The 20629-nt window shown below is 68.4% G+C and carries 19 protein-coding genes; 10 read left to right on the forward strand and 9 right to left on the reverse strand.

Annotation, left to right across the window (positions count from 1 at the left end):
• Positions 1–115: 115 nt before the first annotated feature.
• Positions 116–2740, forward strand: coding sequence for a family 78 glycoside hydrolase catalytic domain (locus HDA44_RS13175; protein WP_184834222.1), 2625 nt, complete (start codon positions 116–118; stop codon positions 2738–2740).
• Here the strand turns inward: HDA44_RS13175 and trmB are convergent.
• Both trmB and HDA44_RS13185 read right to left on the reverse strand, forming a co-directional pair.
• Positions 2721–3455 carry a tRNA (guanosine(46)-N7)-methyltransferase TrmB gene (gene trmB / locus HDA44_RS13180; protein WP_337905936.1) on the reverse strand — a complete coding sequence of 245 codons (735 nt, stop codon included), beginning with the start codon at positions 3453–3455 and terminating at the stop codon, positions 2721–2723. The genes HDA44_RS13175 and trmB overlap by 20 nt on opposite strands.
• Positions 3456–3468: 13 nt before the next feature.
• Complete coding sequence (locus HDA44_RS13185) at positions 3469–6453, reverse strand: bifunctional [glutamine synthetase] adenylyltransferase/[glutamine synthetase]-adenylyl-L-tyrosine phosphorylase (RefSeq protein WP_184834224.1); 2985 nt, start codon at positions 6451–6453, stop codon at positions 3469–3471.
• A 197-nt stretch (positions 6454–6650) separates the two neighbouring features.
• Between HDA44_RS13185 and HDA44_RS13190 the strand changes: the two genes are divergently transcribed.
• From HDA44_RS13190 to HDA44_RS13200, 3 genes are read left to right on the forward strand one after another with little or no spacing between them, the layout of a single operon-like run.
• Positions 6651–7175, forward strand: a complete 525-nt coding sequence (locus tag HDA44_RS13190; protein WP_184834226.1) for a hypothetical protein — start codon at positions 6651–6653, stop codon at positions 7173–7175.
• 45 nt (positions 7176–7220) lie between these two features.
• Positions 7221–7379 carry a hypothetical protein gene (locus HDA44_RS13195; protein ID WP_184834228.1) on the forward strand — a complete coding sequence of 53 codons (159 nt, stop codon included), beginning with the start codon at positions 7221–7223 and terminating at the stop codon, positions 7377–7379.
• A gap of 10 nt (positions 7380–7389) precedes the next feature.
• Positions 7390–7677, forward strand: a complete 288-nt coding sequence (locus tag HDA44_RS13200) for a YiaA/YiaB family inner membrane protein (protein ID WP_184834230.1) — start codon at positions 7390–7392, stop codon at positions 7675–7677.
• Between the two features lie 4 nt (positions 7678–7681).
• On the opposite strand, the gene HDA44_RS13205 is transcribed toward HDA44_RS13200, so the two are convergent.
• Positions 7682–9022 carry a glutamine synthetase family protein gene (locus HDA44_RS13205; protein WP_184834232.1) on the reverse strand — a complete coding sequence of 447 codons (1341 nt, stop codon included), beginning with the start codon at positions 9020–9022 and terminating at the stop codon, positions 7682–7684.
• Between the two features lie 137 nt (positions 9023–9159).
• Here HDA44_RS13205 and HDA44_RS13210 point away from each other — a divergent pair, with 137 nt between their 5' ends.
• Positions 9160–9567, forward strand: a complete 408-nt coding sequence (locus HDA44_RS13210; RefSeq protein WP_184834234.1) for a hypothetical protein — start codon at positions 9160–9162, stop codon at positions 9565–9567.
• On the opposite strand, the gene HDA44_RS13215 is transcribed toward HDA44_RS13210, so the two are convergent.
• Both HDA44_RS13215 and HDA44_RS13220 read right to left on the reverse strand, forming a co-directional pair.
• Entirely contained in the window at positions 9493–10410 is a 918-nt protein-coding gene (locus HDA44_RS13215) for an HTTM domain-containing protein (RefSeq protein WP_184834236.1), read from the reverse strand. The two genes, HDA44_RS13210 and HDA44_RS13215, sit on opposite strands and share 75 nt — an antisense overlap.
• Positions 10407–10823, reverse strand: coding sequence for a hypothetical protein (locus tag HDA44_RS13220; protein ID WP_238352437.1), 417 nt, complete (start codon positions 10821–10823; stop codon positions 10407–10409). Before HDA44_RS13220 ends, HDA44_RS13215 begins: the two co-directional genes overlap by 4 nt.
• Positions 10824–10930: 107 nt before the next feature.
• On the opposite strand from HDA44_RS13220, the gene HDA44_RS13225 reads away from it, so the two are divergent.
• Positions 10931–11599, forward strand: a complete 669-nt coding sequence (locus HDA44_RS13225; RefSeq protein WP_184834240.1) for a peptidoglycan recognition protein family protein — start codon at positions 10931–10933, stop codon at positions 11597–11599.
• Here the strand turns inward: HDA44_RS13225 and HDA44_RS13230 are convergent.
• Positions 11551–12786, reverse strand: a complete 1236-nt coding sequence (locus HDA44_RS13230; protein WP_184834242.1) for a DUF418 domain-containing protein — start codon at positions 12784–12786, stop codon at positions 11551–11553. The two genes, HDA44_RS13225 and HDA44_RS13230, sit on opposite strands and share 49 nt — an antisense overlap.
• Before the next feature lie 160 nt (positions 12787–12946).
• Here HDA44_RS13230 and HDA44_RS13235 point away from each other — a divergent pair, with 160 nt between their 5' ends.
• A complete protein-coding gene (locus HDA44_RS13235) occupies positions 12947–14719 on the forward strand; it encodes an NAD+ synthase (protein ID WP_184834244.1) in 1773 nt (590 codons plus the stop codon).
• Between the two features lie 143 nt (positions 14720–14862).
• Complete coding sequence (panB, locus tag HDA44_RS37180) at positions 14863–16890, forward strand: 3-methyl-2-oxobutanoate hydroxymethyltransferase (protein WP_238352438.1); 2028 nt, start codon at positions 14863–14865, stop codon at positions 16888–16890.
• A gap of 18 nt (positions 16891–16908) precedes the next feature.
• Here the strand turns inward: panB and HDA44_RS13245 are convergent, their stop codons facing one another.
• Positions 16909–17808: an aldo/keto reductase gene (locus tag HDA44_RS13245; protein ID WP_184834246.1), complete on the reverse strand. Its 900-nt coding sequence runs from the start codon at positions 17806–17808 to the stop codon at positions 16909–16911.
• 88 nt (positions 17809–17896) lie between these two features.
• Here HDA44_RS13245 and HDA44_RS13250 point away from each other — a divergent pair, with 88 nt between their 5' ends.
• Positions 17897–18385 carry an NUDIX hydrolase gene (locus HDA44_RS13250; RefSeq protein ID WP_184834248.1) on the forward strand — a complete coding sequence of 163 codons (489 nt, stop codon included), beginning with the start codon at positions 17897–17899 and terminating at the stop codon, positions 18383–18385.
• A gap of 68 nt (positions 18386–18453) precedes the next feature.
• Here the strand turns inward: HDA44_RS13250 and HDA44_RS13255 are convergent, their stop codons facing one another.
• Both HDA44_RS13255 and HDA44_RS13260 read right to left on the reverse strand, forming a co-directional pair.
• Positions 18454–18630: a hypothetical protein gene (locus tag HDA44_RS13255; RefSeq protein WP_184844899.1), complete on the reverse strand. Its 177-nt coding sequence runs from the start codon at positions 18628–18630 to the stop codon at positions 18454–18456.
• A 63-nt stretch (positions 18631–18693) separates the two neighbouring features.
• Complete coding sequence (locus HDA44_RS13260; RefSeq protein ID WP_184834250.1) at positions 18694–19440, reverse strand: helical backbone metal receptor; 747 nt, start codon at positions 19438–19440, stop codon at positions 18694–18696.
• 318 nt (positions 19441–19758) lie between these two features.
• Here HDA44_RS13260 and HDA44_RS13265 point away from each other — a divergent pair, with 318 nt between their 5' ends.
• Positions 19759–20496 (forward strand): histone H1-like repetitive region-containing protein, encoded by a 738-nt coding sequence (locus tag HDA44_RS13265; RefSeq protein ID WP_184834252.1) that lies wholly within the window; start codon positions 19759–19761, stop codon positions 20494–20496.
• Positions 20497–20629: the final 133 nt, after the last annotated feature.

Here is a 20629-nt window from a genome sequence, read left to right on the forward strand (position 1 = left end):
TTCACGATGTGGACCGGTGACCGGTAGTGGTCAGGGTGTTGCTGGGGCTCGGACCGGTTACCTAGGGTCGGGCGAGGTGTGTCCAGCTTGTCTGCCCAGACCTAGGAGCTGCCTGATGCCAGTACTGCCGGACGGTTGGACGCCTGGTGGTCCGCTGATCCCCCGATCGCTGCAGACCGAGTACGCCGCCCGGCCGCTCGGTGTCGACGTGGCGCGGCCGCGGTTCAGCTGGATCGCGGCGGCTCCTGGGTACGGCGCGACGCAGTCGGCGTACCGGGTCCTGGTCGCGTCCGCGCCCGAGCTGTTGACGCCCGACGCCGCGGATGTGTGGGACTCCGGGAAGGTCGAGTCGGCGCGGACCTTCGGCGTCGAGTACGAAGGGCCGTCGGCCGCCCGCACGCGGTACCACTGGACCGTACAACTCTGGGACGGGCTCGATCGCGAAGGTGTGTGGGCCGAACCGGAATGGTTCGAGACCGGTCTGCTCGGCGAGGGCTTCGGCGCGGCGCGATGGATCGGCGGCCGGACCGACAGCGCTCCCCTGCTCCGGCGCGCGTTCACGATCGACGGAACGGTCCGGCGCGCCCGCCTGTACGCGAGCGGTCTCGGCTACGCGGACCTCCGGCTGAACGGGCAGCCGGTCACGGACGCCGTGCTCGATCCCGGCTTCACCGCGTACGACCATACCGTACTGTATGGTACGCACGATGTGACCGTGCTCCTCGCGACCGGGGAGAACGTGGTCGGCGCCGAGCTCGGGCGCGGCTTCTTCGGGCTGACCACGGCGAACATCTGGCGCTGGCACGAAGCACCGTGGACCGCCGATCCGCGACTGATCGCACGGCTGGTGGTCGAGTACGACGATGGCCGGATCACGGAGATCGGCACGGACGAGTCGTGGCGGATCACCGGCGGCCCGACGCTGTCCGACTCCCTGTACGCCGGCGAGACGTACGACGGCCGGCGCGCGCTGCCCGGCTGGGACTCGGCCGGCTTCGACGCCTCGTCCTGGACCACTGCCGCGATTGCCGAAGCACCGAAGGGCAAGCTGACCGCCCAGGCGCACGAGCCGATCCGGGTCATCGAGACCGTCGATCCGGTCGAGGTCACCGAGGTCCGGCCGGGCGTGTGGATCGCCGACTTCGGGCGTACGGTCGCCGGCTGGACGCGGTTGTCGGTGACCGCGCCGGCCGGTACGACGATCAGCCTGACCCACGGCGAAACGGTTGCCAACGGCAACGTCGAGGCGAAGAACATCCATGTCGAAGGCGATCGCATCCAGCGCGACGAGTACATCGCCGCCGGGCACGGCGCCGAGACCTGGGAACCACGGTTCTCCTACAAGGGCTTCCGGTACGTACAGATCGAGGGCGCGCGAGCCGACGTACAGCTCCGGGTCGCGAACTCCGATGTCCGCGGCGTCACCCGGTTCACGTCGACGCAGTCCGCGTACGAACAGTACGAGCGCGCGATGCGCCGGACCGTACTGAGCAACCTGCACGGGATTCCCACCGACACCCCGTGCTACGAGAAGAACGGCTGGACCGGTGACGCGCAGGTCGGCGCGCCGACGATGCTCGCGACACTCGACCTGGCCCGGTTCTTCACCAAGTGGCTCGGCGACATCCGGGACAGTCAGGCGGACTCCGGTCAGCTGCCGGTGATCGTACCGTCGAGTGGATGGGGTTTCACCGAGCTCTCCCCCGCCACCGAGTGGCCGACCGTGTACCCGATCCTGCTCCGCGAAATGTATCGCTGGTACGGCGACGAGCGGCTGCTCCGCGAGCACTGGGAATCGCTCGACCGTTACCTGGCCTGGGAGCTCGGCCGGGTCGAGGACGGCCTGTCGGTGAGTGTCCTCGGCGACTGGCTGCCGCCCGGGTACAGCGAGGGCCCGGCACCGGAGGACCGGCGACTGACCGGCACGGCGTACTTGTACCGTGCCGTCCTCGCCGCCGCCGAGATCGGCGAACTGATTGGCGCGCCCAACGACTACGCCAAGGCCGCGGCCGACCTCGCGGACGGGCTGAACCGGGCCTTCCTCGATCGTGACGCGGCCCGGTACCGGTCGGCCGACGACCCGGACTACCGGCAGACCTCGAACGCCGTACCGCTTGCCTTCGGCATCGTTCCGGCGGACCTGGTCGAGCGGGTCGCGGCCGGGCTGGCGGCGGATGTCGAAGCGCGCGGCTTCCATCTCAACACCGGCTGCCTCGGCGTCGGTGTCCTGCTGCCGGTGCTGACCGCACACGGATACGGTGACGTGGCAACGAAGGTCGCGCTGCAACGGGACTACCCGAGCTGGGGGTACTGGTTCGGCCTCGGCGCGGACACGATGTGGGAGATGTGGGAAGAGAACTCGCGATCCCGCAACCACTACTTCCAGGGCACGGTCGTGCAGTGGATCTTCGAGAACGTCGCCGGACTGCGCGTACTCGGCGCGGGCTGCGAGCAGATCCTGGTCCGGCCGGACGCGCGTACGGAGGTGGACTCGGCGAGCATCCGGACCGAGACGATCCGCGGGCGGGTGGCGGTCAGCTGGATGAAGACCAGCCGGGTGCTGTCGCTGGAAGTGCAGGTGCCGGTGGGTACGACGGCCGAGGTGCAGGTGCCGTCGGCGGCGGCCGCGGACGTGACCGCCGTACCGCATGCGTTCGCGGGCGAACCGACGTACGCCGGCGGGTACACGATCTACACCGTGCCGGCCGGGCAGTGGCACTTCACGAGCCGGTCGGCATGACCTTCGGAGCCGGCGTCGGCGTGACCTTCGTGTAGATGAGGTCGCGGACCTCGCGGCCTTCGGCTTGCGCCCGGGACTCGAACTTGGTGACCGGGCGCCATTCGGGTCGCGGGGCCCAGCCGTCGTACTGGTTGCGCAGTGCCGGCTCCGCCTCGCAGACCGCCAGCATCCGCTCGGCGTAGTGCTCCCAGTCCGTTGCCAAGTGCAACGTACCGCCCGGCTGCAGGCGGGCCGCGATCAGCCCGACGAACGGCGGCGTGATCAGCCGGCGCTTGTGGTGCCGCTTCTTCGGCCACGGGTCCGGGAAGAAGACGCGGACGCCGGCCAGCGCGTCCGGCGCGACGTTGTCCCGGAGGAAGTCCAGCGCGTCGCCCTGGAACAGGCGGACGTTCGCCAGATCGTACTTCTCCACCCACAACATCAGTTGCCCAAGGCCCGCCGGATAGACCTCGGCGGCAAGGTGGTTCACCTCGGGCGCGGCGACGGCGAGTTGCGCGGTCGCCTCGCCCATCCCGGAGCCGATCTCCAGCACGGTCGGCGCCGTCCGCCCGAACCACTCGGCGAGGTCGAGCTCGCCCGCGGGCAGTTCCTCCTGCGTACGCCCGAGCTCGGACCAGCGCGTCTCCCAGACCCGCTTCTGCCCGACCGTCATCCGTACGCTCCGGCGAACGGTGCTGAACACACCCGTCTGCCGCACCTGATCCGTCGCTCCCACCAGGTCAATTGTATTAGTCGTCCCAGAAGAGGTGGGCGACGGTGTTGTGGGCACGGCGGGTGGTGCGGAGGTAGTCGTCGGCGAAGCGGCCGGACTCGCCTTGTGGGTAGCCGCAGATCTGGGCGACCGCGGCCAGGTCGCGGGGGTCCTGCGGCAGCGAGTCGCCCGGCCGGCCGCGGACCAGCATGATCGCGTTCCGGATCCGGCTGGCCAGCTCCCACGCGGCGCTCAGCGTGTCCGCCTCGGTCGGGTCGACGAGATGAGCGTCCACGGCGGCCCGCAACGCCGTGAGCGTACGCGTCGTCCGCAGGCTCGGGATGCGATGCGCCTCGCGCAACTGGATCAGCTGGACGGTCCACTCGATGTCGGCCAGCCCGCCACGACCAAGCTTCGTGTGCGTACTCGGGTCAGCGCCGCGCGGCAACCGCTCCGCGTCGACGCGCGCCTTGATCCGGCGAATCTCCATCACTTCGCGCTCACTGACCCCGTTCTCCGGGTAACGCAGCGGGTCGATCAGATCCCGGAACGACTGACAAAGGTCGGCGTCGCCGCAGAGCGGATCGGCCCGCAGCAGCGCTTGCGCTTCCCACACCGCCGACCACCGCGCGTAGTACGACGCGTACGACGCCAGCGTCCGTACGAGCGGTCCTTGCCGTCCTTCCGGCCGCAGGTCCGCGTCGATTGCGACCGCGGGATCTGCACCCGGCAGCGACAGCAACCGCCGTAGCTCGGTCGCCGCCTGGGTCGCGAAGTCGGTCGCCTTCTTCTCGTCCGCGCCCGGCAGCGGGTCGTGGACGAACATCACGTCGGCGTCGCTGCCGTACCCGAGCTCGTGACCGCCGAAGCGGCCCATCGCGACGATCGCCATCCGCGTCGGCTCCGGCTCGCCCTTCGCGACCGCTCGGCGCGCGACCTCGAGCGCGGCCGTCAACGTCCCGGCCGCGATCGTGGTGAGCGCCTCACCGACGGCCTCCACGTCCAGCACGCCGGACAGGTCGGCGGCCGCGATCCGGAACAGCTCGCGCCGCCGAACCGCCCGGATCGCGGCGACCGCGGCCTCGGGTACGTCCTGCCGGCGCGCGGCCGCGAACATCTCGGTCAGGAGCGCCTCCGGCGTACGCGGTGCCAGCTCCCGCTCGTCGGCCAGCATCGCGGTCGCTTCGGGCGCGCGCTGCAACAGATCGACGGCGTACCGTCCGCTGGCCAGCAGATGCGCCAGCCGCTGCGCCGACGCACCCTCGTCGCGCAGCTGGCGCAAGTACCAGGGCGTGGAGCCGAGCGCGTCCGAGATGGTCCGGAACGCGAGCAGCCCGGCGTCCGGGGCAGGCGACTCGGCGAACCACCCGAGCATCGCCGGCAGCAGCGCCTTCTGGATCGACGACCGCCGCGAAACACCTCCGGACAGTGCCTCGATGTGGCGCAGCGCGGACGCCGGGTCGACGTACCCGAGTGCCGTCAGCCGTTGCTTCGCTGCCTCTGGCGTCAGTCGTACCTCGTCGCCAGGGATCCGCGCGACCGCGGCGAGCAGCGGACGGTAGAACAGCTTCTCGTGCAGCCGGCGCACTTCGAGCGCATGCTTCTTCCAGGCCGCGGTCAGGTCCGTGACCGGGTTCTTGGTGAAGCCGAGCGAGCGGCCGAGGCGGCGCAGATCCGCCTCGTCGTCCGGGACCTGATGCGTACGCCGGAGGCGGTACAGCTGGATGCGGTGCTCCATCGAGCGGAGAAACCGGTACGCGTCCGCAAGCACGGCACCGTCCGTACGCCCGACGTACCCGTTCGTCGTCAGCTCCTCCAGCGCGACCAGCGTCGTCCCGGAGCGAACCGTTTCGTCACTGCGGCCGTGTACGAGCTGCAGCAACTGCACGGCGAACTCGACGTCCCGCAAACCACCAGGACCGAGTTTGAGCTGCCGATCCACGTCCGCCGCCGGAATGTGGTCGATGACGCGCCGGCGCATCGCCTGCACGTCGTTGACGAAGCCCTCCCGATCAGCCGCCGACCACGCCAGCTGACCGACCTTCTCGGTGTACTCGCGGCCGAGCTCCGCGTCACCCGCGACCGGACGCGCCTTGAGCAGTGCCTGGAACTCCCACGTCTTCGCCCAGCGCTGGTAGTACGCGAGATGGCTGTCGAGCGTACGGACCAGCGGACCGGACTTGCCCTCCGGGCGGAGCGCCGCGTCGACCGGCCAGAGCGTGCCTTCGCCGGTGTGCGCCGAACAGATCCGCATCGCCGCGGCCGCGAGGTTCGTCGCGGTCTTCAGGGCCGGTGCCTCGGGTTCACCGTCGAGTGGTTCGGCGACGAAGAGGACGTCCACATCGCTGACATAGTTGAGCTCCCGGCCGCCACACTTGCCCATGGCAATCACCGCGAGGCGGCAGCCGGCCGCGCCCGGGTGCGCCGCGAAGTACTCGTTGCGGGCGATGTGCAGCGCGGTTTCCAGCGCGCCGCCGGCCAGGTCCGCGAGTACCGCGGCGACCTCGTCGACGAGCAGTCCTTCGGCCAGGTCACGGGCCGCGAGCCGGATCAGCAGCCGCCGGTACTCGATCCGCAACGCGTCGACCGGGTTCTCCGCGTCGACCGCGGTCGCGAGCTTCGCCGCGACGTCCTCCACCGAGGGCCGCGATCCGGCCAGCGCCGGGTCGGCGAGGTCGTACCAGTGCCGCGGGTGGACGGCGAGATGGCGGCCGAGCGCCTCGCTCGCCCCGAGCACGAACACCAGCCGGCGGCGGAAGTCGGCGTCCAGCTCCAGCGTCCGCGCGAACGCGGCCAGATCGTAGTCATGCCGATGCAGCGACTCGGCCATCCCGCACAGACTCAGCAGCGCGAGATCCGGATCGGCGGACTCCGACAGCGTCGTGATCAGTTGCTCGGTCGCCAGCGGACTGTGCGAGTCCAGCGCGTCCAGTCCCTCGAGCATCCCTGCCGCCCGCCGCGGATCCTCGAACCCAAGCCGAACCAGCCGCCCCTCCCACGACCCTCTCCGCCCATCAGCCACCCCCGCAGGCTACCCAAACCCCGACCTTGAGAAGCCACCGCGTACTCTTCGGGCGCCGGAACGCGCGGTGGGTTCACAAAGTTGCGGCTGGATCGCGGGGAGCGCGCGCGGGGCGCGCGGTGGGAGCGCGGGGAGGTTGCGGTGGGTACGCGGTGTCGTGTGGCGGATTCGGTGCGTAGTCGGCATGATGGGGGTTCATGGTGATGATGACGGGGTCGCTCGCCGTGCACGGCACGGTGCTCTGGCTGACACCCCAGCAGGGCGGGCGCGTGTCCGGGCCGCCGGATCCGGATTACGACTACGACTACACGGCGACCGCTTATCTGCCGCCGCGGACCCCGGAGGACGGTCAGGCCGGTCTCGCGCTGCGGCGGTTCGCGCCGGGTGCGTGGCGGACGCCGGCGGAGGGGATTCTCGTACCCGGGCAGGGGAATCGGGCCCAGCAGGTCGTACCCGGCTGCCTGATCGTGATCACCGAAGGAGTCCGTCCGGTCGGGTTCTTCACGGTCGAAGAGGTACACGCCCTGGCAGAAGACGGCACCCCGGTCGTTGCCGCTGCCCCCATTCCCGTTCCGGCTCTTGAGGTCGCACCACCCGAGGTCGCGGTTCCCACGGAGAGCGTGGTCCCGGACGAGCCTCCGTACCGGCATTCGACCGCGGCGGCGCGGTGGGCTTCGAAGCACGGTTCGGATGACGTACCCGCCGAACCCGCCAACGTCTGAGCACACTCTGTTGCAACTCCTGCACTGAGTGTTACCTTCAGAATCATGCGTCTCTGGAAACGGATTGTCGCTGTCCTCGTCGTCGCCGCGTTGGCGCTGCTGGTCGAAGGCCTGGTCGCCCGCGCCCAGGCCGGCCCGCCGCAGTTCGGCGCCGTTCGGCTGATTGAGTGTTTTTGCTCAGGCACCGGGGCCGGAGTTCCATGACGATTCCGGTATGACGAAAAAGATTCAGCCTCAGCAGACCGCCGCGTTCTACGCGCAGGCCGTTGCCTCGTTCGGCCTGTCCGTGTCCGCGATGATCATCGCGCTCGCGTACCTGCCGGCCCAGCCCTGGGTACGCGCGTTCCTCGCCCTCGGCCTCTTGTACGCGATCACGTCGACCGTCGTGCTCTGCAAGGTGGTGCGCGACCGCCAGGAGATCACCGACGTGACCAGCCGGGTGGATCAGGCCCGGCTGGACAAGCTCCTGACCGAGCATGACCCGTTCCGGGTCGAAACCTGACGGGTTACAGAACCGGCAGCAGCGTGTTGAGCTCGAACGGCGTCACCTGGCGGCGGTACTCCTGCCACTCGGCGCGCTTGTTCCGGAGGAAGAAGTCGAAGACGTGTTCGCCGAGGGTTTCGGCGACGAGCTCGCTGTCTTCCATCACGCCGATGGCTTCGGCGAGGCTGCTCGGCAGCGGCTTGATCCCGAGCGCCTTGCGTTCGCGGGGCGTCAGGGACCAGATGTCCTCCTCGACCTCGGCCGGCAGTTCGTACCCTTCCTCGATGCCCTTCAGTCCGGCGGCGAGCATCAGCGCGAACGCCAGGTACGGATTGGTGGCCGAGTCGAGCGACCGGAACTCGACCCGGCTGGACTGGCCCTTGTGCGGCTTGTACATCGGCACGCGGACGAGCGCCGAGCGGTTGTTGTGACCCCACGAGATGAACGACGGTGCCTCGTCGCCGACCGCGAGCCGCTTGTACGAGTTGACCCACTGGTTGGTCACCGCGGTGATCTCGGCGGCGTGGTGCAGCAGCCCGGCGATGAACGCCCGGCCGGTCTTGGACAGCTGGTACTGCGCGCCGCCCTCGAAGAACGCGTTCCGGTCGCCCTCGAACAGCGACATGTGCGTGTGCATGCCCGACCCGGGATGGCCCGACAGCGGCTTCGGCATGAACGACGCGTAGATCCCCTGCGACAGCGCCACCTCCTTCACCACCACCCGGAAGGTCATGATGTTGTCGGCGGTGGACAGCGCGTCCGCGTACCGCAGGTCGATCTCCTGCTGACCCGGACCGCCCTCGTGATGGCTGAACTCGACCGAGATGCCCATCGATTCGAGCATCGTGATCGCCTCGCGGCGGAAGTCGTTGCCGATGCCCTGCGGCGTGTGGTCGAAGTACCCGGACGAGTCGACCGGCTCCGGGGTGGTCCCGGGCGCGCCGCTGAGCGACTTGAACAGGTAGAACTCGATCTCCGGGTGCGTGTAGAAGGTGAAGCCCAGATCGGCCGCCTTCGAGAGGGTCCGCTTCAGTACGTGCCGCGGGTCGGCGAAGGACGCCGAGCCGTCCGGCATGTTGATGTCGCAGAACATCCGCGCCGTACCCATCGTCTCGCCCCGCCAGGGCAGGATCTGGAACGTCGACGGGTCCGGTTTGGCAAGCATGTCCGCCTCGGTCACCCGGGCGAACCCCTCGATCGCCGACCCGTCGAACCCGAGGCCTTCGGCGAACGCGTTCTCGAGCTCGGCCGGCGCGACCGCGACCGACTTCAGGAACCCGAGTACATCGGTGAACCAGAGCCGCACGAAGCGTACGTCGCGCTCTTCCAGCGCGCGCAGCACGAACTCCTGCTGCTTGTCCATCAGTCCACCTCTCACCCGGTCCGCGTCGCCGCTCTCGGTGTCTGCCACGGCCATCTCACAGTGTGCCCCGCCGTTGTTAAGCACAAGTTACGTGCCGGAGCAGACAGAGCCACGATCAGGGCCTAGCGTGTCCCTTTGTGCAGACGATCTTCCATGCCGCGCTGATCGTGGCCGCGGTGCTCTGTCTGAGTGACCTGATCGTCAGCACCGCCCGGTTCGTGCAGTCGGTACGGCGCAAACGGCCGGCCGAGCGGGACGTACTGGGCCGTCGCTGGCTGCCGGTGCCGGAGCTCGGGTTCGGGATGTGCGCGTTCTGCTGCCCGGGCCTGGTCACGCTCGGGCTGACCCATCACGACGCGGACAACCTGCCGACCCCGCAGATCCTGCTGTCGGCACTGGTCTTCGGGTACGCCGGCGCGGTGCTCTCCCGGGTGGTGCGTACGCCCGGGCCGGGCGGGCGCCGGTTCAAGCTACGCGCCGGCCTGCTGCTCGGCCTGCCGGCCCTGTTCGGCCTGGTGTTCGGCCTTTCGGGTATCGCCACCTGAACGTGCCGCCCGGCGCGACCGGTACCAGGGAACGACTCGCTCCAGCGGCGCGAACGCGAGCCAGCAGACGACCGTCGGCAGGAAGTGGATCAGCAGGATCGCCGTGTTCGCGGCGTGGAAGCCGAGGAAGAACAGCGCGCCGAGCAACTGCCAGCGGCCCTTCAGCCACAGGATCACCGGGGACAGGAACTCGCCGATGATGCCGACCCACTGCATCACGTGCAGCATCCACGGGTGCTGCAGCAGCCATTCCCCGACCGGGTGCGGCCGCCGGACGATCGCCCAGGTCAGGATCGCGCTGCCGGGCCAGGTCAGCGCCCAGCCGGCACTGCGCAGTTTCGCGATCGCGGACAGGAAGTACGTCGCGATCACGCAGATCTGTACGCACCGGATCGCCCAGCCGGCGGCTTCCGACTTCCGCTGATCCCCGTACGACGCGAGGCCGCGGCTGCCCGCCTTGACGGTTGGGAGGACCCACAGCGCGATCACCAGCGCGAGGTGGTCGTGGTCGACCTTGCCGTCGCTCATCCCGATCAGCACCCACCAGGTGAACGCCGGTGCGACGATCCAGCCGGCGACGCGGGGGAAGTAGTTCGTGGCCGCGATCAGGCAGGCGACGATCAGGACGATGTACAGGGCGGTGGTGTTGGCGACCGATGGTTTCGGCAGGTCGAGGAGCCGGGCCAGGAGCAACGGCTGGTACAGGCCGGGGTGCTCGCCCTTGTCGCGGGTGTCGCGGACGAACGCGTGCATGTCCAGGATGACGAACAAGTACAGGACCGTACGCAGCCAGGCGATCCGGGCCAGCGCGATCGTCGGCGTGAACCAGTTGATCGCCTTCATCGCTTCACCTGCCAGGTCGCGAGGATCTGTGAAGTGGGCGGTCCTTCGACCCGTCCCTTGACGAGTTGCGTGGTGTCCCGGATCAGCTCGAGTTTCACGTACTTCGGTTTGTCCGGGTGTTTGCGCGCCCAGCCGTCGGCGACCTGCTGGAGCAGCGAAGGATTGTTGACAATCTCCCCGGCGCGCGCCTCGATCTCGGCCCGCGCGACCCCGGCGCCTTCGATGTTGAGCGGTACGTCGACCGTCGTACCGGCGTCCGTGACCGCGCTGATCCGGGTGTAGTCGATCCTGGCGTCGCCCGGCACCGTCATCGCGTACTGCGACATCGGACCGAACGGCCAGGCGTCGTCACTGGCCCGGACCGAACCGTTGATCAGCAGGCCGATCCCGGCCACCGCCACGAGAACCCGCAAACCCTTACCGAACCGCCCCAGTTTCGCGGGGTCCTGCACACCCTGTGTCACCACGTCATTAGATCATTCCGGTTTGGACCCCTCGTTCGTAGGGAATTTTCTGTGGTATGACCGCCCCAGAAAATTTCCAACGCCTCGGCCTGTCCAGGCGTACGCTCCTCGGCGCGACCGCCGGCGGCGTACTGCTCGGTGGCGTCGCCGCGGCCACCGTGCCCACCGCAGCCCACGCCGCCCCGGCGCCACGCTGCTACACGCGCGCCGAATGGTCGGCGCGCCCGCCCAAGTCCGCCACCCAGGTGATCGCCAAGCCCGATCACATCGTCATCCATCACACCGCGAGCCCGAACGTGACCGACTACTCGCTGGCCGCGGCGTACAAGGTGCAGCACTGGATTCAGGACCTGCACATGGACACCAACGGCTGGATCGACATCGGCAACCAGTTGACGATCAGCCGCGGCGGCTACCTGATGGAGGGCCGCAGCAAGTCATTGTCTGCAATCAACAACCGGCAAAACGTGCTCGGCGCGCAGACGCTGAACAACAACAGCCACACGATCGGCATCGAGCACGAGGGCATCTACACCAGCGAGAACCCGACGACCGCGCTGTTCGACATGTCCGTACTGACCTGCGCATGGCTGTGTACGCAGTACGGGCTCGATCCGCACGTGGCGATCGTCGGGCACCGCGACTACAACAGCACGCAGTGCCCGGGTGACGTGTTCTACTCGCGACTACCGGAGCTGCGCGACCGAGTAGCCGCGGTGCTCTGAGCCGGGCCGCTCTGAGTTGCTGTTTTCAGGTAGGTGATCCGGCGGATCAGCAGCTCGAACGGGCCGCGGTAGTTCACCCGGCGCATCCGGTCGGCGAGCAGTACGGTCGCCAGCCAGGTCGCCACCGCGAGCAGCGCTGTCGTGGTCGTGGTGAGGGTGTCCGACAGATCCAGCAGGTACGGCGTGAACACCACGGTCCACACCACGGACTGGGCGAGGTAGCACGTCAACGATCGTTGTCCGACGGCGGCGATCGCCAGGGTGATTCCTTGGCGATCGCCGCCTTTGCCATGCGGTTGCTTCCCGCTCAGCCGGTGCGCGATCAGTACGATCAGCGCCGCGTACCCGAAGCCGCCGAAGACACCGGCTGCGGCATGCAACGGACCGATGATGCTCAGCGTGTGGCCGCTCGGCATGGCCAGGACGCCGCCGACGACGAGTGAGACCGGGAGGGCGCCGGCGATCGCGATGGTGAGGCCGAGCAGCGCGGTCGTACGCAGCAGGGCGAGATGTTCGGCGGGGCGTTCGAGGATCCGCCGGCGGCCGGCCCACAGACCGATCAGGAACGGCGTGACGAACCCGATCCAGGCCACTCCGGCGACAAACGGCTGCGCCGAGATCCGGTCAGCAAGTTGTGCACCGATGCCGGCCGGCAGCATCGTCGGGTCAGGACCCTCGGTGAAGCTGTCGAGCAGGTCGTCGCTGGGCAACGCGATCAGGACCAGGACGAGCCCGGCGACGATGAACAACCAGCGGTCCTTCCAGCGGAGCGCCCAGACACCGAGGAACAGCAGCACCCCGTACGCGGCGAGGATGTCACCGATGTAGAGCAGCATCGCGTGCAGGAAGCCGAGCACCACCAGCACCAGGCTCCGGCGCCAGAGCAACTTCCGGATCGGCCACCATTCACGTCCCGCCTCCCGTTGCCGGCGGACGATCTGCGCGACCCCGTACCCGAAAAGCACCCCGAACATCGGAAACGCCCGCCCGTCCACGAACGTCGAGATCAGCATCCCGACGGCGCGATCGGCCGCCGACCCATCGGCCGGGAACCCCGCGAAGTACCGCCCGCCAGTCACGAAATAGTGCGAGTTCGCCAGCGCGATGAACAGCAACATGAACCCTCGGGCCAAGTCCGGCCCCAGCGCCCGCTCCCCCAGCCCAGTGGGCCCACCCCGAGTACTCATACCCCCTACCCAACCCAACCGGCAGCCCGCGAACATCCACCGAAAGTCCCCCGCCGGCCAACCTTCGTCGCTCTCCGCCGAGCGGGTCCGCACATTCGGCGTTGGTAAGAGGTGGGAGACGGGCGTGGGGCCGAGCGGGACGAACCAGTAATGTGCTCCCGTGCCTCAACTTCGCGTAGCGCTTGCTCAGCTCAACGTGACCGTCGGTGATGTCGACGGGAACGCGGACAAGATCGTGGCGTGGACGCGGAACGCGGTCGAGCGGGGCGCGCACGTGGTGGCGTTTCCGGAACTGGCGCTGACCGGATATCCGGTCGAGGATCTGGCGCTGCGAGCGTCGTTCGTTGACGCGTCACAGGCCCGGATACACGATCTCGCCCAGCGGCTCGCGGACGAAGGACTCGGCGACATCGTCGTCGTCTGCGGGTACCTCGACCGCGCCAACGGTTCGGCGATGGGCGTCGACCGGCTCGGCCGGCCGAAGGGCTCCCCGACCAACTCGGCCGCGGTCATCCACCAGGGCCGTGTCGTCACCAGCGCGGTGAAACACCACCTGCCGAACTACGGCGTCTTCGACGAGTTCCGGCACTTCGTACCGGGCAACACCCTGCAGGTGATCCGGATTCACGGCGTCGACGTCGCGCTGGTGATCTGCGAGGACCTCTGGCAGGACGGCGGCCCGGTCGCCGTCACCCACGAGGCCGGCGCGGGGCTGCTGCTGGTCGTCAACAGTTCGCCGTACGAGGCCAACAAGGACGACATTCGCGGTGACCTGGTCCGTGATCGCGCCCGCGAAGCCGGCTGCGCCCTCGCGTACGTGAACCTGGTCGGCGGGCAGGACGAGCTCGTCTTCGACGGCGACTCACTGATCGCGGACGCCGAAGGTACGGTGATCGCCCGCGCCCCGCAGTTCGAGCAGGGCAGCATGATCGTCGACCTGGAACTACCAGCCGCGACAGGTACGCCGTCCGGTACGCACGAAGGCATCGAGATCGTCCACACCGTGCTGCACGAGGACGCCGTCGACGCGTACGAACCGATGCCGGCGAGCGTCGCGCCCCGGCTCTCCGACGAGGCCGAGATGTACGGCGCGATCGTCACCGGGCTACGCGACTACGTCCAGAAGAACGGTTTCAAGTCCGTCCTGCTCGGACTGTCCGGCGGCATCGACTCCTCGCTCGTCGCCGCGATCGCCTGTGACGCGATCGGCCCGGAGAACGTGTTCGGGATCTCGAATCCGAGCGTGTACTCCAGCGACCATTCCAAGGACGACGCCGCCGAGCTGGCCGCGCGGACCGGACTGAACTACCGGGTGATCCCGATCCAGCCGATGGTGCAGCCGTTCCTGGACACGCTCGGACTGACCGGTCTCGCCGAGGAGAACCTGCAGGCGCGGGTCCGGGCGGTGATCTGGATGGGTCTGTCCAACGCCGACGGCCACCTGGTGCTTGCCTGCGGCAACAAATCGGAGCTGTCCGTCGGCTACTCCACCATCTACGGCGACGCGGTCGGCGGGTACGCGCCGCTGAAGGACGTACCCAAGACCGTGGTCTGGCGGCTGGCCAAGTGGCGGAACGAGGACGCCAAGGGCCGCGGCCAGCAACCACCGATCCCGGCGAACTCGATCGCCAAACCCCCGTCCGCCGAGCTTCGCCCGGGGCAGCAGGACACCGATTCGCTGCCGCCGTACGACCTGCTCGACGACATGCTCGACGACTATGTCGAACAGGACCGCGGCAGCGCCGAACTGGTCGCCGCCGGATTCGAGACCGAGTTGGTCAGCAAGGTGATCCAGCTGGTCGATCGCGCGGAGTACAAGCGCCGGCAGTACCCACCGGGCCCGAAGATCACCCACAAGGCCTTCGGCCGGGACCGCCGGTTGCCGATCACCAATGCATGGCGTGAGGACGCACGAAAGGCAGCCGAGCACTGAGCGACTCCTGGCGGTACCGCCCATCCACCGACAACCCCTGGCTCCCGCCGGAGGGTCCGTCCGAGCTGCCCAGCGACGATGTGAGCGATCGCTCACCGGCAGCCGGTAGCGCTCACCCTCCGCATCGGTGGGACGATGAAGGAATGGTTGACAATTTCCTGTCGGCCGGTACCCAGGGCGACGACGAGGAGCTCCCGTCGCCGTACGGGACCGGACCGAAGAACCGCGCAACCGAGGAGCACCGTCGCTCGGACCACGACGGCGACACCTGGCGGGACCGGGGCTCGGACCTCGGCCTCGACCCGTCACCGTCACTGCCGAACGCGCCCCGGATGTACGAACGCGGCCCAGTACCGCAGCAGCCGTATGTACCGAAGCCGCCCTTCCTGCCCAGCGCGCCGCCGCCTCCGCAGCAGCAACAGCCGCGCGCGCCGGAGCAACCGGAGTACTACGGCGATCCCGGGCAGCAGGGTTACCCGGAGCAGAACCCGTTCCGGTCGTCGCCGTCCGCGCCGGGGCAGCCGCCGCAAGGCCGGCCTAGCCCGTTCGGTCCTGGCAGCAGCGGAAGCAATGGCGTACCTGGGGGCCGTGCGGGTGGGCCGCCTTCGCAGCACAATCCGCCACCGAACAGTCCGCAGAGCAACCAGCCGTCGAGGCCGCCTGCACCTCCGCAGTCGCCGGCGCAGTCCCAGTCGCATTCGAGCAACGGGCTGAGCCACCGGCCGCCGCAGCCCTCCAACGGCAACAGCAACTGGAGCAGCCCGGCACCACAGCCGTCCACTCCACCGCCGGCGCCTCCCGCACAACCGCCTGCCTCACAACCGCCGTCGTCGCACTCGCCCTCGTCGCATTCGCCGGCGCAGCCGCCGAGTCAGAGCAATGGGTTGCCGCCGGGGTCCGGGAGCAACGGGTCGGCGTACGGGTCGAGTAACGGGCTGGCGTACGGGTCGAGCAATGGACTGAGTAACGGGCTGCCGCCGGGGTCCGGGAGCAATGGGCTGAGTAACGGGTTGGCCCCGCAGCAGCCGAATCCGCATCCTTCGACGCCGTCGGATCCGAGCGCGGAGTACGAGGGCAGCGCGCCGGTCGCCGAAGGTGATGCCCGGCCGAGACCGGTTGGTGCGCGCCGACGGGCAGGCGTGCAGCAGGATGCGCCGAGTCAGGTGCCGTCCGAGCAGTTCTCCTCGCACCGGGCCGCGCGACGAGCACAAGCGGCCGGGGATGCCGCGCCCGGCACGGACGGCCTGTCGGCCGAGACAACTCACCCAACTGACGCAGGACAGGCGGCCGACGCCGTGCAGTCAGACAGTGCGGGGCAATCGGCTGGTGCCGGGTTGTCGGGTGGTGTTGGGCAGGCGGGTGACGCGGTGAAGCGGCCTCGGCGGTATCGGGTGCATCATTTGCGCGACTTCAAGAACCGTGGCGAGAAGTGGGCCATGCTGACCGCGTATGACCAGTACACGGCGGAGATCTTCGACCAGGCCGGGATTCCGGTGCTCCTGGTCGGCGACTCGGCCGCGAACAACGTGTACGGGCACGAGACCACGCTCCGCGTCACGGTCGACGAACTGATCCCGCTGGCGCGGGCGGTCGCGGGCGCGGTGGAACGTGCACTCGTCGTCGCGGACCTGCCGTTCGGTTCGTACCAGGCGTCGCCGGAGCAGGCGTTCCACACCGCGGTCCGGTTCATGAAAGAGGCCGGCGTCCACGCGGTGAAGCTCGAAGGCGGCCGGAACATGGTGCCGATGGTCGAGAAGCTGACCCAGTCCGGCATCCCGGTGATGGCGCACATCGGCTTCACCCCGCAGAGCGAGCACAGCATCGGCGGGTACCGGGTGCAGGGTCGTGGCGATCAGGCGGCGACGCTGATCGACGACGCGGTCGCGCTCGCCAAGGCCGGTGCCTTCTCGGTCGTACTCGAGATGGTGCCCGGTGATGTCGCCGCCGAGATCACCAAGCGCGTACCGATCCCGACCATCGGCATCGGCGCGGGCCGTGACACCGACGCGCAGGTGCTGGTCTGGCAGGACATGGCCGGTCTGCGTTCCGGTGCGATGCCACGCTTCGTCAAGCAGTACGCGGATCTGCGCGGCATCCTCACCAGCGCGGCCGCCACGTACGCGGCCGAGGTCGCCTCCGGGGTGTTCCCGGCGGACGAGCACACCTTCTAGGTCAGATCCACTGCCTAGTCAGATCCACGGCAGGGCCGAGCGTTCGGTCCAGTACTCGTCGGGCTGCTGAACGAACTCGTTCAGCGGCCCGTCGAGGCGGTACGCGAGGTTGCTGTCGAGCTGTTCCTTCGTGGTCGCGCCGCTCAGCACCACATCGGCCCACGGCTGCGCGACGGCCGCGCCGATTGCCAGCGCGTCCGGCGTACTCCCGTGCTGCCGCGCGAACTCGTTGAACGGAGTCTCACCAGCGCGCGAAGTCAGCCGCCCGTTCGCGACCGCTTCCTTGACGACGACGAACCAACCCGCCGCATGCGCCTCGGCGAGCGCCGGACCGGCTGAGGTTTCCAGCACGTTCCACGTCGCTTGTACGGCCGTGAACGGCGTACCCGCTGCCATCGCCTTGCGGAGCGTCGCGGCCTGATGCGGACCGCTCGTGGACAGCCCGACGCGGACCCCGGTGTCGGCGATCGCACGCAACCGGTCCATCAGTCGTTTGTCCGCCAGCGCCGGGCTGTCCGCCGTCAGGCTGTGCACCAGGTAGAAGTCCGGTGGTCCACCCAACGACTGCAACGTCTCCGGCCACTGCCGCTCGAACGTCGCGAGACCGTGGTCCTTCACCTCGTGCGTCTCCGCGTCGTGCCGCCAGTCCGCGACGTACGTGTAACCCCATTTCGAGCCGATCGTCAGCTGCGTACGGCGCTCCGGCGTCAGCCACTCCCCCAGGAACAGCTCGGCAAAACCGTACGAACGCGCGGCATCGAAGTACCGAACACCGGCCTGCCAGGCCTGCTCCAGCAACTCGTGCGTACGCGCGCGCAAGTCGTCGACCTCCCGACCGAGCGACAGGTCCTCGTCGTGACCGAGGTTGATGTAACCAGGACGCCCCAGCGCCGCGAGACCCAGTCCGATGCTTGCCATGCCCCGATCGTAGATGTCGGCAGCAACCATTGTGAGACGCGCCGCAACGGACGCGCGAAGCCCATGATGTCGTTTAGCGTTTTGTGGTGTGAGCGAAGCTGAGCTGCCACCGATCCGGCGCCGGACGACGGCCCGCGTACTGCCGGTGCGCCCGGACGGCAAGGTGCTGTTGCTGCACGGATGGGATCCGCTGAAGCCGCAGACGCCGTACTGGTTCACGATCGGCGGCGGCGTCGAAGCCGGCGAGACGGTGCTCGAAGCGGCCAGTCGCGAGCTGCGCGAAGAGGTCGGCATGGTGTTGCCGGGTGACGCGCTCGGTGCGCCCGTGGCGACGAACCAGATCGAGTACGAGTGGGGTGGGTACCGGATCGTCCAGCACCAGACCTTCTTCGCGGTCGCGGTGGACAGCGTCGAGGTCACGTTCGCGAATCAGGAGGAGCTGGAGCTGCAGACGATCAGCGAGCACGGCTGGTGGTACGGCGACGATCTGGAGGCGACCGGTCAGGCCGCGCACGTCACGATTCCCGGCCTGCTCCGGCAGGCCACCGACGCGATCACCCTGCGCCGCGCGTCCTGAATCCCGCTTCGGGCGGCCGGCGCGGCTTCGGCTGGGCGCACGGACTCGGTTCAGCGGGCGGCTTCGGTTCAGCGGGCGCGGGCGGCTTTGAGGACCTTCTTCGGGATCTTCTTGTCCACCTTGTAGTGCACCCGGTCGATCCGCTCGGCGCAGCCCTCCTTGGACAGGCGCAGCAGCACCACCGGGCACTTCTTGCACCTCGGCTTGTCCTTGCAGCACTTCTTCTTCGCGGTCATCGACGGCACCCGGCGAGTGTAGGTGAGGCATACCTAACCGTCCAGGGGTGCACTGCCTGATCGTGGCCGACGTCACGCCAGCTGTCCGCTGAGCAGTTCGCGCGCTTCGACCAGTGACGGCCCGTACCAGGTCAGATGCCGACCGGAAACACAGCGCGCGGGTTTCGCGAACTCCTCCGGACCATCATCCGGTGAAAACGGATAAGGCTCGTCCGGCAGTACCACGACGTCGTACTCGGGTAACGCGTCGACGTCGATCCGCGGATAGCGTTCGGTGGATTCTCTCAGCACGTTGTCGATGCCAATCCGCGAGAGCAGATCACCAGCGAACGTATCCCGTCCCAACGCCATCCACGGCCGCCGCCAGATCGGTATCACCGCACGCCGGCGCATTCCTTCGTACGGCGCACTCCACACTGCTCGTGCGTCGGGCAACCACGGTGGTACGTCACCGACGATCGCCGACAGCATGCGTTCGAGTGAGTCGAATGCATCCGGCACCGTCGCCGGCGCGGTGGTCCAGACCGCGATCCCGGTCGATCGCAACGCATCGAGATCGACCGCGCGGTTCTCTTCCGCGTTCGCGACGACGACGTCCGGCGCGAGTTCACGGATGCGTTCGAGATCAGGATTCTTGGTACCGCGAACGCGGATCACGTCGAGGTTCGCGGGGTGCGTACACCAGTCGGTCGCACCAACGATCAGGTCCGCGCGCGTACTCGCTATCGACTCCGTCAACGACGGCACGATGCTGACCACGCGACGCACTTCGGAAGGTAGTTCGACGACGTTGCCGAGGTCGTCGCGCGCACTGTTCATCGGTCCGTTGTACCTCGCTTCATCGGGCGTTCGCACGTTGCGTACAGAGGACGTTGCCATCGACAACACTCGCGGATCCGGCCGGTTCGGGCCGGATTCGTGCGCGTGTCGCCAAGAAATATTCCGGCCGATCCGGCATGCTCTTGGCGCGGTGGAATCCCTTCTGCACAAGGATTCTCGGCATTTGCCCACTGCTATGCGACGAGTTCGCCTTAACCTGCGCGCGTTTCGGGTGCTTTACGTAGCGCACACTTGTTGTCATCATCGTGACGACGAGGAATCCACCGTGGTTTTCCTCAGCCGCACCAAGGAGGCAGAGTGCCAGCCAAGAAGGCAGCCGCAGGGAAGGCGACAGCCAAAAAGGCTTCTCCCGCCAAGAAGACTGTCGCGAAGAAGGCCAGCGCCGCGAAGACGACAACCGCGCGCAAGGTCAGCGCAGCAAAGAAGACCGCGACGAAGAAGGCGCCGGCGAAGCGCGTCAGTGCGGCCAAGAAGACCGCTGCCACGAAGACGGTGGCGAAGAAGGCGACCGCCAAGAAGGCCACTGCCAAGAAGACCGTCGCGAAGAAGGCGACCGCCAAGAAGGCCACTGCCAAGAAGACCGTCGCGAAGAAGGCACCGGCGAAGAAGGCAACGGCCCGCAAGACGGTTGCGAAGAAGGCGCCGGCGAAGCGCGTCAGCGCGGCCAAGAAGACCACGGCCGCGAAGCGGACCACCGCCGCGAAGAAGGCGACGACCGCTAAGAAGACCGTGGCCAAGAAGGCGCCGGCGAAGAAGACAGCAGCCAAGAAGACGGTAGCGAAGAAGGCGACCGCCAAGAAGGCCACTGCCAAGAAGACCGTCGCGAAGAAGGCACCGGCACGCAAGGTCGCCGCCAAGAAGGCGCCCGCGAAGAAGACCGCTGCCAGGAAGGCTCCGGCCAAGCGCGTCGCGGCGAAGAAGAGCGCGGTGAAGACCGCCGCCAAGAAGACCGTGGCCCGGAAGACGGCCGCGAAGAAGGCACCGGCGCGTAAGGCACCGGCCCGGAAGACGGCGGCCCGGCGGGTGGCCCGCTGATCCGTACGCCCGCTGATCAAGCGACGTACGGCCGTGAAAACCTGAAGGGCACCACCGGACGCGGTGGTGCCCTTCGGCCTGTCAGCACACCATCAGCACATCGTCAGCACACTCTCAGCGCCTGCCGGCTCGG

This window comes from Kribbella solani (genome assembly GCF_014205295.1).
GTDB lineage: Bacteria > Actinomycetota > Actinomycetes > Propionibacteriales > Kribbellaceae > Kribbella > Kribbella solani.

What these genes read in the sequence shown, in the direction of transcription:
- HDA44_RS13245 (WP_184834246.1), bottom strand. Translation starts at nt 17,808, where the DNA reads ATGGCAAGCATCGGACTGGGTCTCGCGGCGCTGGGGCGTCCTGGTTAC.
- HDA44_RS13205 (WP_184834232.1), bottom strand. Translation starts at nt 9,022, where the DNA reads ATGGACAAGCAGCAGGAGTTCGTGCTGCGCGCGCTGGAAGAGCGCGAC.
- HDA44_RS13260 (WP_184834250.1), bottom strand. Translation starts at nt 19,440, where the DNA reads ATGAACAGTGCGCGCGACGACCTCGGCAACGTCGTCGAACTACCTTCC.
- HDA44_RS13225 (WP_184834240.1), top strand. Translation starts at nt 10,931, where the DNA reads ATGACCGCCCCAGAAAATTTCCAACGCCTCGGCCTGTCCAGGCGTACG.
- HDA44_RS13190 (WP_184834226.1), top strand. Translation starts at nt 6,651, where the DNA reads ATGGTGATGATGACGGGGTCGCTCGCCGTGCACGGCACGGTGCTCTGG.
- panB (WP_238352438.1), top strand. Translation starts at nt 14,863, where the DNA reads ATGGTTGACAATTTCCTGTCGGCCGGTACCCAGGGCGACGACGAGGAG.
- HDA44_RS13195 (WP_184834228.1), top strand. Translation starts at nt 7,221, where the DNA reads ATGCGTCTCTGGAAACGGATTGTCGCTGTCCTCGTCGTCGCCGCGTTG.
- HDA44_RS13215 (WP_184834236.1), bottom strand. Translation starts at nt 10,410, where the DNA reads ATGAAGGCGATCAACTGGTTCACGCCGACGATCGCGCTGGCCCGGATC.
- HDA44_RS13175 (WP_184834222.1), top strand. Translation starts at nt 116, where the DNA reads ATGCCAGTACTGCCGGACGGTTGGACGCCTGGTGGTCCGCTGATCCCC.
- HDA44_RS13230 (WP_184834242.1), bottom strand. Translation starts at nt 12,786, where the DNA reads ATGAGTACTCGGGGTGGGCCCACTGGGCTGGGGGAGCGGGCGCTGGGG.
- HDA44_RS13200 (WP_184834230.1), top strand. Translation starts at nt 7,390, where the DNA reads ATGACGAAAAAGATTCAGCCTCAGCAGACCGCCGCGTTCTACGCGCAG.